The sequence below is a fragment of the Arthrobacter sp. 01T425 genome, assembly GCF_056398725.1.
Genome location: NZ_JBFTPY010000001.1, coordinates 661,324 through 676,229 on the forward strand (window position 1 = coordinate 661,324; position 14,906 = coordinate 676,229).

General features: G+C 67.2%; 12 protein-coding genes. 2 read left to right on the forward strand and 10 right to left on the reverse strand.

The window, feature by feature from the left end:
* Positions 1 to 47 precede the first annotated feature (47 nt).
* On the reverse strand, positions 48 to 2,927 hold the full coding sequence (gene polA / locus AC1DNG_RS03185) for a DNA polymerase I (protein WP_476886587.1): 2,880 nt from the start codon (positions 2,925 to 2,927) through the stop codon (positions 48 to 50).
* Between polA and AC1DNG_RS03190 the strand changes: the two genes are divergently transcribed.
* Positions 2,926 to 3,390 (forward strand): hotdog fold thioesterase, encoded by a 465-nt coding sequence (locus AC1DNG_RS03190; RefSeq protein WP_476849603.1) that lies wholly within the window; start codon positions 2,926 to 2,928, stop codon positions 3,388 to 3,390. The genes polA and AC1DNG_RS03190 overlap by 2 nt on opposite strands.
* Before the next feature lie 47 nt (positions 3,391 to 3,437).
* On the opposite strand, the gene AC1DNG_RS03195 is transcribed toward AC1DNG_RS03190, so the two are convergent.
* From AC1DNG_RS03195 to AC1DNG_RS03225, 7 genes are all read right to left on the reverse strand, one after another.
* On the reverse strand, positions 3,438 to 3,986 hold the full coding sequence (locus AC1DNG_RS03195; protein WP_476886588.1) for a dihydrofolate reductase family protein: 549 nt from the start codon (positions 3,984 to 3,986) through the stop codon (positions 3,438 to 3,440).
* 74 nt (positions 3,987 to 4,060) lie between these two features.
* Positions 4,061 to 4,282, reverse strand: coding sequence for a hypothetical protein (locus AC1DNG_RS03200; protein WP_028276822.1), 222 nt, complete (start codon positions 4,280 to 4,282; stop codon positions 4,061 to 4,063).
* A complete protein-coding gene (locus AC1DNG_RS03205; protein WP_230010221.1) occupies positions 4,279 to 5,484 on the reverse strand; it encodes an inorganic phosphate transporter in 1,206 nt (401 codons plus the stop codon). The genes AC1DNG_RS03200 and AC1DNG_RS03205 overlap by 4 nt, the downstream gene beginning before the upstream one ends.
* Positions 5,485 to 5,751: 267 nt before the next feature.
* Positions 5,752 to 6,438, reverse strand: coding sequence for a hypothetical protein (locus AC1DNG_RS03210; RefSeq protein ID WP_223917392.1), 687 nt, complete (start codon positions 6,436 to 6,438; stop codon positions 5,752 to 5,754).
* Between the two features lie 103 nt (positions 6,439 to 6,541).
* Positions 6,542 to 7,411, reverse strand: a complete 870-nt coding sequence (locus AC1DNG_RS03215; RefSeq protein WP_223917390.1) for a universal stress protein — start codon at positions 7,409 to 7,411, stop codon at positions 6,542 to 6,544.
* A gap of 33 nt (positions 7,412 to 7,444) precedes the next feature.
* Positions 7,445 to 8,761 carry an erythromycin esterase family protein gene (locus tag AC1DNG_RS03220; RefSeq protein WP_476886589.1) on the reverse strand — a complete coding sequence of 439 codons (1,317 nt, stop codon included), beginning with the start codon at positions 8,759 to 8,761 and terminating at the stop codon, positions 7,445 to 7,447.
* Complete coding sequence (locus AC1DNG_RS03225) at positions 8,758 to 10,140, reverse strand: MBL fold metallo-hydrolase (protein ID WP_476886590.1); 1,383 nt, start codon at positions 10,138 to 10,140, stop codon at positions 8,758 to 8,760. The genes AC1DNG_RS03220 and AC1DNG_RS03225 overlap by 4 nt, the downstream gene beginning before the upstream one ends.
* Positions 10,141 to 10,480: 340 nt before the next feature.
* On the opposite strand from AC1DNG_RS03225, the gene AC1DNG_RS03230 reads away from it, so the two are divergent.
* A complete protein-coding gene (locus AC1DNG_RS03230; RefSeq protein WP_476886591.1) occupies positions 10,481 to 12,220 on the forward strand; it encodes a long-chain-fatty-acid--CoA ligase in 1,740 nt (579 codons plus the stop codon).
* Between the two features lie 43 nt (positions 12,221 to 12,263).
* Here the strand turns inward: AC1DNG_RS03230 and AC1DNG_RS03235 are convergent, their stop codons facing one another.
* Positions 12,264 to 13,148 carry a hypothetical protein gene (locus AC1DNG_RS03235; protein ID WP_476886592.1) on the reverse strand — a complete coding sequence of 295 codons (885 nt, stop codon included), beginning with the start codon at positions 13,146 to 13,148 and terminating at the stop codon, positions 12,264 to 12,266.
* A gap of 1 nt (position 13,149) precedes the next feature.
* A complete protein-coding gene (locus AC1DNG_RS03240; protein ID WP_476886593.1) occupies positions 13,150 to 14,859 on the reverse strand; it encodes a multicopper oxidase family protein in 1,710 nt (569 codons plus the stop codon).
* Between the last annotated feature and the right edge of the window lie 47 nt (positions 14,860 to 14,906).

A 14,906-nucleotide genomic window follows, 5' to 3' on the forward strand; every position in this document is an offset into this window, starting at 1 on the left:
CCGGCCCCCGGAAGACCGGGAGCCGCGGCCCGCGCCTGGATGCCTGCCTAGTGCCCCGCCTCGTACCAGCTGGAGCCGATGCCGATCTGGACGTCCAGCGGAACGCTGAGGTCCGCGGCCGAGCCCATTTGCTCGGTCACCAGCTGCTCCACGGCCTCGCGCTCACCCGCGGCGACTTCGAGGACAAGTTCATCATGGACCTGCAGGAGCATGCGCGATTTCAGGCCCCGTGCCGCCAGTTCCGCGTGCACACCCAGCATGGCGCGCTTGATGATGTCAGCCGCCGATCCCTGGATGGGCGAGTTCAGCGCGATGCGCTCCGCATTCTCACGCAGCTGGCGGTCGGTGCTGGTCAGGTCCGGGAGGTAGCGCCGGCGCCCCTCGATGGTGGCGGTGTAGCCGTCGATCCGGGCCTGGTCCACCACGCCGCGAAGGTAGTCGCGGACGGCGCCGAACCGGTCGAAGTAGTCCTTCATGAGGGTCCGCGCCTCGTCGACGGAGATCTCCAGCTGCTTGGACAGACCGAACGAGGTCAGCCCGTACGCGAGGCCATAGGACATCGCCTTGACCTTGGACCGCATGGCGCTGGTCACCTGGTCGGTGGGCACATGGAAAATGTTAGAGCCCACGAACCGGTGGAGGTCTTCGCCGTCCTTGTAGGCCTGGATCAGGCCGGCGTCGCCCGAGAGGTGCGCCATGATGCGCATTTCGATCTGCGAGTAGTCCGCGGAGAGCAGGCACTCGTAGCCCTCGCTGACCACAAAGATGCCGCGGACGCGCCGGCCTTCCTCGCTGCGGATGGGGATGTTCTGCAGGTTGGGGTTGTTGGAGGAGATCCGGCCCGTGGCTGCGACGTTCTGCGCGTACGTGGTGTGGATCCGGCCGTCTTCCGTGACGGACTTCTTCAGCGACTCCAGCATCTGGCGCAGCTTCGACGACTCCCGGTGCGCCATGAGCTGGACCAGGAATTCGTGCCCGGTCTTTTCCAGCAGGTTTTTGAGTGACGCGGCGTCGGTGGTGTAGCCGGACTTGATTTTCTTGGTCTTCGGCAACTGCAGTTCGTCGAACAGCACGGTCTGGAGCTGCTTCGGCGAACCGAGGTTGACCTCGTGGCCGATCGCGGCGAACGCCAGCTCCTGGGCGTTGTCGATCACCTTGGCGAGATCCGACAGCTGCTCGTCCATGCGGGGCATGTCGATGGCGATTCCCGCGAGTTCCATATCGGCGAGGACGCGGCTGACGGGCAGTTCCAGCGTGGTGAGCAGGTCCTGCGCTTTGCGTTCCGTCAGTTCTGATTCGAAGAAGCGGCTCAGGGCCTGCACGACGGCGGCGACGTGGACCAGCGCGCCCGCAGCGGCGGCGTCGTCGCCGTCGAACGCCAGCTCAAGCTGGCCTTCCTTGGCGGCCTCCGTGGAAACCGCGATGTTGAGGTGATGCTGTGCCAGCTCCGCAAGCTCGTAGCTGCGGCGGTCCGGCTGGATGAGGTAGCCGGAGATCGAGGTGTCATCCACCACGCCTTCCAGTTCCAGGCCGCGCGCGGTCAGGGCCTTCAGGGCAGCCTTGAACCCGTGCATGACCTTCGGTGCGTGGGCGTCGCGGAGCCATGCGGCCAGAACGTTTTCGGCGGCGGCGTCCTGGCTGGCCAGGTCGATATAGACGGCAGCGTCGTCGCGGACGATCGCCACCGCTGCGGCGTCCTCGCCGATCCGGCCGGGCACAACGTCGACCGCCACAGCGGAGCGCTTGCCGGCACCGGCCTCGAGGAACGCGCCAAGTTCGGCTGCGTCCGCCGGGATCACGAAGTCCGGGATGTCGAGGCTTTCCCGCTCGGCTTCGGTGACTTCACTGCCGTAGAGGGCGAAGAGCCGGGTCCGGATGGTCTTGAATTCCAGGGCGTCGAACAGCTCCTCGAGGGCTGCCTGGTCCGGCCGCGGGTCCGCGAGCTCGTCCAGCGTCACTGGCAGATCCAGGTCGGTGTGCAGCCTGTTGAGGCGCCGGTTGCGCTTGACGTCGTCAACGTATTCGCGCAGGGAGTCCCCCACCTTCCCGCCGATCGCGTCGAGGTTCTCCAGGACCCCCTCCAGTCCGCCGTAAAGGTTGATCCATTTCGCTGCCGTCTTGGGGCCGACGCCGGGAACACCGGGGAGGTTGTCCGCGGATTCCCCCACCAGGGCGGCGAGGTCCGAGTACTGGGCCGGGCTGACGAAGTACTTCTCCTGGATGGCGTCCGCGTCCATGCGGGGAATATCGCTGACACCCTTCTTGGGGTACAGGACGAAAACGTTGTCGGTGATGAGCTGGAAGGCGTCGCGGTCGCCTGAGACCAGCAGCACTTCGTAACCGGCCTTTTCCCCCATTGCGGCGAGGGTGGCCAGGATGTCGTCAGCTTCCCAACCGGGCATTTTGATGGTCTTGATGCCCCAGGCGCCCATGACCTTGTCGATGAGGTCGATCTGGCCGCTCATTTCCCGCGGGGTCTCGTTGCGTCCGCCCTTGTACTCGCTGTACTCGGCCTTGCGGTGCGTCGTGTCATCGGAGACGTCGAAGGCGACCGCCACGTGGGTGGGCTTTTGCTCCTTGATCAGGTTGATCAGCATGGACGTGAAGCCGTGGACGGCGTTCGTGTGCTGGCCCGTGGCGGTGGAGAACTTGTCCGCGGGCAGGGCGAAGAACGCCCGGAACGCCATGGAGTGCCCATCGAGGACGAGTAGCCGCGGCTGGTCCGTGATGGGAATCACGGGGGCCTCAGTGGCGGAAACCGACGCCGCGGCCCGGCTGGATTTTCCGGCACGCTTGGCCGCAACCCCTGAATCCGGCTCAGCTGCCAGGAGTTGGTCTGCGGCAGTGTCCGCGGAAAGGGAGGCTGCATTCTCGAGGGCAAGGGCCGGTTTGGTAGTTTCACTCACAGGTGCCAGCCTAGTTCCCATGATGGACAATTTCACGCCCGGCCCGTACGCGGCCGAGCTCGCTGCGGCCGGTGTACCCGAGGACATGCACGATTGGCTGGGCCAGTACGGCGTCGGAGCCCTTGTGGTGAAGATGGGGATCCGCTTCCTCGAGATGAGCCCGGAGCGCACTGTGGCCACCATGCCGGTGGCGGGGAACACCCAGGTGGCAGGCATCCTGCACGGCGGGGCCCACGTGGTCCTGGCCGAAACCCTGGGTTCGTTCGCGGCCGGCATGCATGCCGGACCGGACCGGCAGGCGCTCGGGATCGAGGTCGGGGCGACGCACCACCGGGCGATCTCCGAGGGCACCGTCACCGGCACCTGCACGGCCATTCACCTCGGCCGGACGCTCGCCACCCACGAAATCGTGATGACCGACGAGCTCGGCCGGCGGCTCTCCACCGCCCGGATCACGAACCTGATCCGCGATATCGCGCGCTAGGTCCGCGATAACGCGGAGGGCGACCGGCCCGGCGGCGCCGGATCCGGCTAGGGCCGGGCCGGGAAGCGGTAGCGCAGCTCCACGATGCCCCGGCCCAAGGTGCGGGAAGATGTCAACTCGAGCGGCGGCGTCGGGCCCGCCATAGGCAGCAACTGTTTGCCGCCGCCCAGGACCACGGGAATGACCGAGACAATCAGTTCGTCCAGCAGCCCGGCGTCAGCGAACTGCGCTGCGAGCACGCCTCCACCCACAACCCAGACGTTTCGGCCGCCGGCCGCTTCTTTGAGGTCGTCCACGAACTCGCCTACCGCCCCGCGCACGAACGTCACATCCGCGCCCTTCGGGGCGGCGTGCTCGTGACGGGTGAAGACCCAGGAGGGTGTGCCCGGATACGGCCAGGTGTCCGGTTCGTGCTCCCGAAGCCACGCGTACGTCTCGCCGCCCATGACGATGCAGCCGACGTCGGCCATGAACGCGTCATAGCTGTCCTGTCCGCCCTCAAAGCCGTCGAACTGCAGCAGCCAGGCGAGATTGTCGTCGGCAGTGGCGATGAACCCGTCGAGTGAGGACGCCACGAAGTATTGGAAGCTCACCATGGCCCCAGCCTAGCCACTGCGGTGGCCGGTGTCCCATCCCCCGAACGCAACGGCTGCACGGCCGCGGGGACGTCTTATTTGTGGAAGTAAGGAATGATCAGGTAGAGCCCGAAGAGAATGGCGGCGCCGCACAAAGCGAAGCACGTGTAAGCGAGCGGTCGGGTCCAGGCCGCCGGGGAGGTCCGGGTGTCCCCCGCGATGGCCGTGAGCCGGACGCCGAGGGAGTAGAGAACTACCACGGTTACAGCGGACACAAGCGTGGCACTCGCCACGCTGAACAGTTCCAGCCATTTCATCGCTGGGCACCGCCGTTCTTGATCGACTTGGTGGCGGACTTTTTCTTGCGGAACTGCACGGCCTGGCCGACTTCCTCGATCTCGACGGCGTTGTTGCTGCCCACAGGCGACTTCCGTGAGCGCACAAACATGTAGGCCACTGCGGCGGTGCCGGCAGTTGCCGCGATGATCACGCCTACGACCCCGGTCTGCACGAGCAGAGCCGTCAGCGCGCCCATGATTCCGGCGGCCGGCAGCGTGAACAGCCAGCCAATGGCAATCCGGCCGGCGGTTCCCCACCGCACCGTAGTGCCGCGGCGTCCCATGCCGGAGCCCACGACCGAGCCGGAGGCCACCTGCGTGGTGGACAGGGCGAAGCCCAGGTGCGAGGACGCCAGAATGGCTGTGGCGGTGCTGGTCTCGGCGGCAAAGCCCTGGGCGGGCTTCACTTCGGTGAGTCCCGAGCCCATGGTGCGGATGATCCGCCACCCGCCGGAATACGTGCCGATCGCGATGGCGAAGGCACAGGCGGTGATAACCCACCACTCCGGACCGGAGCCGGCAGGCTGGAGGCCGGCGGAGATCAGGACCAGGGTGATGATGCCCATCGTCTTCTGGGCGTCGTTGGTGCCGTGGGCCAACGCCACGAGGCTGGACGTGAAGACTTGACCGGTCCGGAATCCGCCGCGCTTCTGCGTGAGCTTGTCCCCGGTTTCGGGGTCATGGCGGGCGGTCAGGCCATACGCCAGCCGCGTGCACAAGTAGGCTACGCCGCCCGCGATGATCGGGGCGAACACCGCGGGAAGAATGATCTTTTGGAGAATTGACTCGAAGTTGATCGCGTGGATGCCGATACCGGCAATCGCGGCCCCGATCAGGCCGCCGAAGAGGGCGTGGGAGGAACTGGACGGCAGGCCCTTGAGCCAGGTGATCATGTTCCAGAGGATGGCGCCCATCAGCCCGGCGAAGATGATGTCCGGGGTGATCTGGACCCCGTCCGAGCCTTCCTTGATGATGCCGCCCGAGACGGTCTTGGCGACTTCCGTGGAGAGGAACGCTCCCACGAGGTTCAGCACCGCCGCGAGGGCAACTGCTGTTTTCGGTTTGATGGCGCCGGTCGCGATGGGGGTAGCCATGGCGTTCGCGGTGTCATGAAATCCGTTGGTGAAGTCGAAGAACAGCGCCAGCGATATCACTAGCGCCACCATTACGGTGATTTCCACCTGTTGCCCAATCTGAAGTGTTCACGGTCGGCAGTTCCACATCCCCGTTGCTGCATGGCCACGACGTCCATTCGGGGTCCATCCGAACGAACTCGCGGTGGCGCTAACGCGATTTGAAACCTTATCGATGGTACGTGGGAAAGACGGCTGGGCAAAACATGCCAGAAGTCCCTAAATTCAGTCCTCCTGTGCGGCACGGGCCTTCACGGTGGCGGTGCGGTGCCGGTCACAGCGGGCACCGCCCGGCTCCGCCGGCTGCGGCCCAGCTCAGACGGCCCGGCGGACGTCCGGCGCCGGGCCCGCGCCGAGCATCGAAGCGATCCTGTCCTCCAGTGCCGCTAGCGTCGCCTCGGGCAGCACGATGAGCCCGTCGAGTTCCCGGCGGGCGCGGCGGTAGGCCGTCTGCCGCTCGGCGGGAGTTGCGGCCGCGTCCGACGCTATCCGCAGAAGTTTCCGGGCTGTCTCGAGCCGCTGGCGTTCGGGACCGGTGAACTTGCTGTCCCTGATCCGTTTGGCTTCCCGTTCGGCGACGTCGAATGCGAGCTCAAAGCTGGTCACGGCCGCACGGTACTCCGCAAGCCGCGCGGCGGTCCTGACTTCCGCCGGGGCGGCGGGGCGCAGCCCGTCGGCCTCGCGTTTGGCCCGGAGGAAGGCCACGGTGAGGGGCTCCCGGACATCCGTCATGACCGGGTAGTCGATCAGCTTTCCCACGTCGAGTTCGTAATCCAGCCAGCGTTGGTTGACGGTGTCGTGCGCCTTCATGAGGGCCAGCACGTCGGCCTGGCTGGCCTGCTCTGCCTGCGCCGCCTGGTTCTTGAGCGTATAAAGCTCCACGCGGCGGCGGTGCCGGCGTTCGGCGGCTTTGGACCAGGACCGCGCCCACCCCCCGGCCAGTCCGCTCAGGGGAAAGACGAGCCACCAAAAGTGGGTGATGAAATTGAAGAAGGGGTCCACGGCATCATCCTCCCATCCGTTGGCGGCGCCGGAAAGCCCCCGCCAAAAGGGGGCTCTCCGGCCCGTTCCGGGACCTTGCCGGCACGGGTTGCTTGCCGGGCGGTCAGTCGCCGTGCTTGACCTTATGCACCTTCGTCACGATGGTGGGGCACGGCACGTTCAGGAGTACAGCGTGCGCGGTGGAGCCGAGCACGGTCCGGGAGAACCCGCCACGTCCGCGACTTCCAATCACCAACTCCCTGGCGTCGGCGGCGATATCCACGAGGGCCTTCGCCGGTTCGGTGTTCGTCTCAAGGCGCTGATGGACCACCAGGTCGGGGTATTTGTCGCCGAGCCCGGCGACCGACTCGGCGAGAACAATCCGGTCCTCTTCGACGATGCTCTCGGCGAGACCACTGGTCGGCAGCTGCTTCTCGACCCACCGGGCAGGGCTCTTGAACGCGAGGACCACGGTGAGCTCGTCTCCACCCCGGTCAGCTTCGGCGGCCGCGAAGGCGACGGCCTGCAGCGACTCCTCGGAGCCGTCCACGCCGACCACGACGCCCTTTGCCCCGGTGGCCGGTTTCGCCGGCACGACGGCTACCGGGCATTCCGAGGCCGAGACAACCTGCAGGGCCCGGTCCGTCATGGGACCGCCGCCCATCCAATGTTTGTCATGGCCGCCAACCACGATCATGGCTGCCTCCTTGGAGACTTCCCGGAGCACCGAGCCGCCGCTGCCATGACGGAGCTGGATGTCGACAGTGACGTCCGGGGCCTGTTCACGGGCGGCCGTCTCAGCGTCCCGAAGCAGGTCCATCCCCGATTCCCGGATGATCTCGTGGTACTGAAAATCCGGTGACATCCAGCGGTCGTCCACCGCGTGGACGACCGTGACCGGGAGCTTGTCCCGGGCGGCCCGGTCAAGGGCCCAGGCCAGGGCGGCGCTGCTGCCCGCGGACCCGTTGATGCCGACGATGATTGCTTTGCTCATGCTGATTCCTGCTTTCCTGGAATGCACACCGGCCTAGAATCCGGTGGGCTCGGTCTCGAACTCCGGTTCGCGGGGCGGGCGTTCATGGTGCACCGGACGCAGCGCTGCGGTGTGTTCCAGCCAGATGAGGGCGTCGTAGCGCTCCCCCATCCGGGTCGGAACGTAGTTTCCGGCGTCCCGTTCCGGGCGGTAGACGACGCCGATCGCCCGGTGTCCGAGCCATGTCGAAAGCCACGGCCCGGTCCTGTCGTCGCCGAACACCAGCACTGAGGGCACCCCCAGGGCCTGATGCAGGAAGTCTTCGTGGCTGCCCGGGCGCGCTTCCGGCACCGTCAGGATGCGTTCGGGGCGGCCCCACCCGTCGGAGGCGAGCACGGAGCCGCGGTGGGATGCGAAGCCGACCAGCAGCACGCCTTCGCCCGCGTGGCGTTCGCGCAGCAGCTGCCCGACGTTGACCAGGCCGTCCTGCGCCATGTCGGTGGCCCGGGCATCGCCGATGTGTGTGTTGTGTTCCCAGATCAGTCCCTTCGACGCCGGCCCGAGGTGCCTGCTGACCCGGTCGATGGTGTCGGCCATATGGTGGTCGCGGACGTTCCAGGACTGCCTGTCGCCGCGGACCATGATGCGGTAGTAGTGCTCGGCGTTGGCCGCGACTTCAGCGTTCTGGACGGCGTCGAAGGCGTCCTCCTCCTGCCGGCCGGGGCTGAAGGCCCGGTTCCTGACCTCGGTCAGGAGGGCCACGACGTCGGGCTCGCAGGACTGCGGCACCAGCCGCGTGCTCCAGGCGTACTGGTGCGGGTCCTCGTGGTGGGGCAGGAAGCACTGCCAGGCGCGCTCCGCCGCGGGGACGGCGTCGGGAACGTTCGCCTGCAGCCAGCCGATGATTTCGCGCAGCGAATCCCAGAGCGAGTAGACATCCAGCCCGTAGAAGCCGACACGTTTGTCCAGCGGCCTGGCCAGGTTCCAGCTGCGCAGCCAGTCCAGGAACGCCGCGACTTCCTCGTTGGCCCACATCCAGGTTGGCCAGCGTTCGAAGCCGGCCAGCAGCGCGTGGACGCCCTGGTCCTTCCCCTCCTGGCCGCGGACCCATCGGTTGATCCGCCGGCAGTCGGGCCAGTCCCCTTCCACCCCAATCCAGTTGTAGCCTTCCTCCGCGATGAGCCGCCTGCTGAGGGTGTCGCGCCAGGTGTAGAACTCGTGGGTGCCGTGGGAGGCGTCGCCGATGGCGACAAAACGGCAGTCGGCCGCGCGCCGCACGAGGCCGTTGAGGTCCCGATCGGTTTTCAGCGGCCGGGCGAGATCGTGGACCTCCTTCAACACGGTGGTCCGGGTGACGGCCTCGGGGTTCATCGCGGATCCTCGATGTCGATCGTCTCCAGGTATTCGGGCACCCTGGCCCGCCAGCCGAGTTCGCGTTTGATCCTGATACGCAGGGCGTCGGACGCGTCCGGGTCACCGTGCGTGATGTAGGTCATCCGGGGCGCAACTTCTGACGCCCTCATCCACGCGATGATGGCGTCGCCGTCGGCGTGCGCGGACAGGCTTTCCATCTGGATAACCTCGGCCCGCACCTTGACGTCTTCCCCGTAGATGCGCAACTCGCGTTCACCGGCAGCAAGGGTGGCCCCCCGCGTGCCGCTGGCCTGGTAGCCGCTGAGGATGATGGCGTTTTTCGGGTCGGGGCCGTACGCCGCGACGTGGTGCAGGATCCGTCCGCCCGTCAGCATGCCGCTGGCCGAGATGATGATCATGGGGCCGCCGCGCAGGTTCAGCAACTTGGATTCGTCCACGGTGCGGGTGAGTTTGGCCAGTTTGTACATGTCCACGTATTCCTCCCGCTTGAGCCGGTGTTCTTCGGGGTGGCGCTGGTACATTTCGGAGGCGTCGATGGCCATGGGGCTGTTGAGGTAGACCGGGATGCGAGGAATCGCGCCCTTGCGCAGGAGCCGGGACAGGTACAGCATCAGCGTTTCGGCCCGGCCGACGGCGAACGCGGCAAACATGATGACCCCTCCGCGTTTCGCGACCCGGTTGATGATCTCTCCCAGCAGCTTCTCCGGATCCTCAGTGGAGTGTTTCCGGTTGCCGTAGGTTGATTCGGTCACCAGGATGCCGGTTTCGCCGAGCGGGCGGGGCGGATACATGAACGGGTCATCGGCCCGGCCCAGGTCCCCGGTGAAGTGCACCGACTGGGAGCCAACCCGGACGTGCACCTGGGCGGCCCCCAGGATGTGCCCGGCCGGCACGAACGTCAACTCCATGCCACCGCCAAGGTCAAGGGGCACATCAAACCCGACGATTTTGAATCTGTTGAGGGACGCGACGGCGTCCGCAGCCGTGTAGAGGGGCAGGGCGGGATCATGCGCGGATGACCCCCGCTGTGAGGCATACCGGGCCTCCTCCTCCTGCAGGTGGCCGCTGTCCGGCAGGATGAGTTTGCATAGGTCTGTGGTGCCGGCCGTGGCGTACACGGGGCCGCCGAACCCGCCCCTGACCAGAGCAGGGACATATCCGGTGTGGTCCAGGTGCGCGTGGGTCAGCACCACGGCGTCGATGGACCGCGGCGGCACCGGAAAGGGCGCCCGGTTGCGCTCGCGGCTGCGCTTATAGCCCTGGAAGAGTCCGCAGTCCACCAGCACGCGCCCGCCGCCGGCGTCGATCAGGTAGCGTGAACCGGTCACGGTGTCGGTGGCACCAAGGAAGTTCAGGCTCGGCTGCTGGTGCTTCATGGCGCCCCCGTGGACCTTCTTCTTGCGTAAATTGTGCGTTAATTGCGCGCGAACCTGTGACCTGCGCGAACCTGTGACCAGCGCGAACCTGTGTCCTGAACGACCCCAGAGAAGTGCGCGGACCCGCGGCTCGCGGTGTACGCCCCAGCTTCCGCCCGGGCCTGCCGGGTGCCAAGGGCCAAAAGTCACCTCCGGGCCGGCGCCGGCCGCCGCCGCGGCCTCCGCGGCACGCGTCCAGGCGGGGCCGCCCCCGGTAGGATTTCTTGATGGGCCCGGCCGGGCCCGAGGCCGGCAGCCCGGCACCGCCCAGCACAGCGCAGCCCAGTGGCAAGGACACACCATGAGCACCAAATCCGCAGGGCCCAGGCGTCCCGACCGCCCCTGGACCCGCCACTACAGCCCCGGGGTTCCCGCCAGCCTCAAGCTCCCGGAAGGGTCCCTCGTTGACCTGATGGACTCGTCGGTCCGGCGCTACGGGAAGAAGACCGCACTGGAATTCTTCGGAGCGCGTACCAGCTACCGGGACCTCGGCACCGCCATCAACAGGGCGGCCGCGGGCCTGAGGAAGCTCGGCGTCCGGGCCGGTGACCGGGTGGCGCTGGTCCTGCCGAACTGCCCGCAACACATCATCGCTTTCCACGCGGCACTGCGCCTGGGCGCCGTGGTCGTCGAACACAACCCCTTATATACGGACCGTGAGCTGCGCCACCAGTTCGAGGACCATGGCGCCACCGTCGCCGTTGTCTGGGACAAGGCCGTGGACAAGGTCCGCCAACTGCCAGCCGACGTCGGGCTGCAGAGCATCGTCTCCGTTGACCTGATTCCGGCGATGCCGCTGCTGCAACGGGTCGCGCTGCGGCTCCCCGTGCCGGCGGCCCGCGCCGCCCGCGCCGCCTTGACCGCCGGCAAGCACACGCGCCGGACCGTGGCGCAGCCGGCGCGCCGGACCGTGCTGGCGTGGAAAGACCTCCTTGGCGCAGGCGACCTGAAGAAAAAGCATCCGCGCCCGGCCGCCACTGACCTGGCTGTCATCCAATACACGAGCGGCACCACGGGCCGGCCCAAAGGCGCCATGCTGACCCATGCCAACCTGCAGGCCAATGCCGCGCAGGGCCGCGCCTGGGTGCCGGGGCTCAAGGACGGCCGGGAAACCGTGTACGCGGTGCTGCCGATGTTCCACGCCTACGGCCTGACGCTGTGCATGACGTTTGCCCTGAGCATCGGCGCGAGGCTGGTGCTCTTCCCTAAGTTCGACGTCGACCTCGTGCTGAAGGCACACAGGAAGTCGCCTGCCACATTCCTGCCGGCGGTGCCGCCGATCTACGACCGCATCGCCGCCGCAGCCGCCGAGCGCGGTATCGCGCTGGACAGCATCCGCTTTTCCATCTCGGGGGCGATGAACCTGCCGACGGCGACGGTGGACACGTGGGAGAAGGCGACCGGGGGCTACCTGATCGAGGGCTACGGGCTGACGGAAACCTCGCCCATCGCCTTGGGCAACCCCTTCGGTCCCAGCCGGAAACCGGGAACCGTGGGGGTCCCGTTTCCCCTGACGGACATTCGTGTGGTGGACCCGCGGAACGTCCTCCTGGACCGCGCCCCGGGAGAGGAGGGCGAGCTCCTGGTCCGCGGCCCGCAGGTCTTTGCCGGCTACTGGAACCGGCCGAAGGAGACCGAGGAGGCGCTGCTGGAGGGCGGCTGGTTCCGGACCGGTGACATCGTATCGGTAGATAAGGATGATTTCGTGACCGTCCGGGACCGGATCAAGGAACTGATCATCACGGGGGGCTTCAACGTCTCCCCCACGGAAGTTGAAGATGTCCTCTCCGGGTACCCCGGTGTCCGGGACGTGTGCGTGGTGGGACTGCCCCGCCCGGGCGGCGGCGAAGACGTGGTTGCCGCCGTCGTCCCTTCCGCGGGCTCCGGCCTGGACCCGGAGGCGCTGCTGGCGTTTGGCCGGGAGAACCTGGCCGCCTACAAGGTGCCGCGCCGCGTTGCCGTGGTGGATGAGCTGCCGCGTTCGCTGATCGGCAAGGTCCTGCGCCGCGAGATCCGGGACACGCTCGTGGCCGGCCGGTAGCTTACCTCCGGCCGGCCACTGGTGCGCTCAGTGTCCGGACTCCTCAGTGTCCTGAATCGTCGGGGCCCGGGGTCGTCGCGGTTGTGCCGCTGCCCGAATCATCGCCGCCTTCCTCATGCGAGTGCGTCCCGCTGTCCCCCGCGGACGGTTCAGGCTCCGCCGGTTCCGGTTCGCGGGACATGTCCACTCCCTCCCCCGTGGTTGAACGGGGAGCCAGCGTCACGTCCGCTGGCTGGACCCCGGCGCCGCGGGCCATGCCGTTCCGCACGGATTCCACCAGCGAGTCGCTGAGCAGTGGTCCCGTGTACGTGACCGTCAGGGCTCCGCCATCCACCGACGTGCCGTAGTTCCCGAGCGCGTCCGAGAGAATGCCTTCCCTGGCGATGGAAGCGGCCAGGACTGCCGGATCGGCGGCAGCGACGCTGAACTGGAGGTCGTGGACCAGGACTGAGGCGACGTGGACATGCTCCACTCCGGGGTAGCTGCCCTCCGGGCCGAAGGCGCGCTCCGCCAGTCTCTCGGCGTCGTCGCTGGTGCTTCCGGGCGGAAGCGCCAGGATCAGTTCCGGCGCGAGGTGCTCCAGGATCGCTGGTTCGAGCACGTCCGGGGGGATGTCGGAAAGGACGATGCCGCCGGCAGCCGCGGTCTGCTCGAGCCGTGCGCGCGGCGCGCCTGGCGTTCCGCCCGCGGCGGGGTGGATGGCAATGACGGCGCGGCGTCGAACCATCAGCCCGTCGTGGCTCACGGCCGGGCGGCCGTTGCCGACGTCGGTCCCCGTCTCCAGGGACACGGGCGCGGCGCTCTGCACGGCTCCGGCGGTCGGCGCTGCCGTCGGCGAGGGCTGGGCCGGGGCCGGCGGTCCGCCTGTGCAGGCGCTCAGCGCCAGTACAAGCAGGGCCGCCGCGCCCAGCGTCCCAACGCGGCCCATCTCAGGTCCCCGCCGGCAGTCCGGGCCGGTACACCGGCGGGAACGCGTCCAGAGCAGTGGTGTCCAGGGTCGGCGGGTCGGAAGTGATGGGGTCGTTGGTGCGGAGGTCGCCCACGGAGAACTGCACCATCATGTCGTGGTCCTCATGGACCAGGTTGTGGCAGTGGATCATGTAACGCCCGCCCCCGCCGGTACCTGTGTCGAACTGCATGAGGGCGGTGATGGACTCGTTCTCGCCGGCGTAGAAGACATCCTTGGGGCCCTTTTCCCAGGCAAACGGCAGGCCGCCGTTGGTGTTTCTCGCGATGATCTTGGCGTCAATGAGGTGGATGTGCACCGGATGGAACCATCCCCCGGACGCGTTGATGATGGTCCATTGCTCGACGTCGAAGGGCTGGGGGTTGCCGAACAGCTTGGTGAACCCGGACTTCTCCACGTCGGCCCACGTGACGCCGTTCACGGTCCACTGTCCATGGTCCCGGAAGAATTTCAGTTCGCGCTTCGCCTTCGCCATCGCCGGGGTGAGGCTCATGGTGGGGATGCCCCCCTTGGAGGCGTTGACGGAGCCGCCGTCGTCCAGGGTGGCCGGGATGCTGGAAATGGAGCCGGCCCCGGACCCGGAGTCGGCCACTACCTGGAAGCGCATGATTTTGTTGGTGTTCGCGAAGTCGATGTTGTTCTTGTTGCTGAGGTTCCGCAGCTCGATCAACTGGCCGGTCCGGTATTTCCGGAAATCGATAAGCACCTCATAGCGTTCCGCGGTGCCCTGCCGCCACGATTTCACGGCCTCCACTTTGGGCGTCATGCCGGCGTCTGTTGCGACCACGTAGACGGGGTCTCCGGTGGAGAGCGTGGGCCGGTAGGACCGCGAAATAGAGGCGTCGAGCACCCGGAAGCGGTAGATCCGGGGCTTGACCTTCATGGTCGGCCACGGCACGCCGTTGACCATGATGATGTCCCCCCACAGGCCTTTGACGTCGTTGTCGTTGTAGGCGAGCGAGCCGTCGGCGTTGAACATGGCATCCGAGATCATCAGGGGCACGTCGAATTCCCCTTGCGGCAGTTGGGCACGCTCATACTTGTCGGACAGGGGGTAGAAGGCCGCGAGTCCTGAATAGACGTTCTGGGCGGTGATGTGATGCTTGTGGTCGTGGTACCAAAGCGTCCGGGCCGTCTGCCAGTTGGGGTACCGGTAGTTCTTGACGTTGCCCGGGACGGTGATGTCGTTGGCGTAGCCGTCGTACTGCGGCAGCGACGCTGAGCCGTGCAGGTGGGTGACGGTATCAAAGCGGGCCGGCTGAACCAGCCCGGCGGCGGGCAGCGCGTTGCGGATCCGCACCTCGATCCGGGTGCCCTGGGTGGCCCGGATGGTCGGGCCGGGGAAGATGCCGTTGTAGCCCGCCACGGTCGTGTTCAGTCCGGGCACGAACTGGGCCTGGCCGAGCTTCTGGGTGAGGGCGTACCGGGCGAACGGACGGGCCGGGTCGCCGTCGTCGAAGCCCGTCTCGAAGGGGACGAGCTCGGGCGGGCGGCGAAAGACTCCCGCATAGGGAACAGGCATGTTCTGGGGTGCAAGTTGGCTGGCGGTGACCGGCGTCGCGGCCGGCGCGCTGGTGCCCGTCGTCGGGATGTCGTCGTCGCCGCCTTTGAAACCGGCAAGGCCGAGGGCGCCGACAGCGCCCAGTTTGAAGATCTCTCGTCGTGTAGTCATGGCCCCTCCAAGTGGGCAATAGTGCTGTATACCGTGTCGAAAAGTGG

What these genes read in the sequence shown, in the direction of transcription:
- AC1DNG_RS03195 (WP_476886588.1), bottom strand. Translation starts at nt 3,986, where the DNA reads ATGGTGAGCTTCCAATACTTCGTGGCGTCCTCACTCGACGGGTTCATC.
- polA (WP_476886587.1), bottom strand. Translation starts at nt 2,927, where the DNA reads ATGGGAACTAGGCTGGCACCTGTGAGTGAAACTACCAAACCGGCCCTT.
- AC1DNG_RS03190 (WP_476849603.1), top strand. Translation starts at nt 2,926, where the DNA reads ATGATGGACAATTTCACGCCCGGCCCGTACGCGGCCGAGCTCGCTGCG.
- AC1DNG_RS03225 (WP_476886590.1), bottom strand. Translation starts at nt 10,140, where the DNA reads ATGAAGCACCAGCAGCCGAGCCTGAACTTCCTTGGTGCCACCGACACC.
- AC1DNG_RS03220 (WP_476886589.1), bottom strand. Translation starts at nt 8,761, where the DNA reads ATGAACCCCGAGGCCGTCACCCGGACCACCGTGTTGAAGGAGGTCCAC.
- AC1DNG_RS03235 (WP_476886592.1), bottom strand. Translation starts at nt 13,148, where the DNA reads ATGGGCCGCGTTGGGACGCTGGGCGCGGCGGCCCTGCTTGTACTGGCG.
- AC1DNG_RS03230 (WP_476886591.1), top strand. Translation starts at nt 10,481, where the DNA reads ATGAGCACCAAATCCGCAGGGCCCAGGCGTCCCGACCGCCCCTGGACC.
- AC1DNG_RS03240 (WP_476886593.1), bottom strand. Translation starts at nt 14,859, where the DNA reads ATGACTACACGACGAGAGATCTTCAAACTGGGCGCTGTCGGCGCCCTC.
- AC1DNG_RS03200 (WP_028276822.1), bottom strand. Translation starts at nt 4,282, where the DNA reads ATGAAATGGCTGGAACTGTTCAGCGTGGCGAGTGCCACGCTTGTGTCC.
- AC1DNG_RS03215 (WP_223917390.1), bottom strand. Translation starts at nt 7,411, where the DNA reads ATGAGCAAAGCAATCATCGTCGGCATCAACGGGTCCGCGGGCAGCAGC.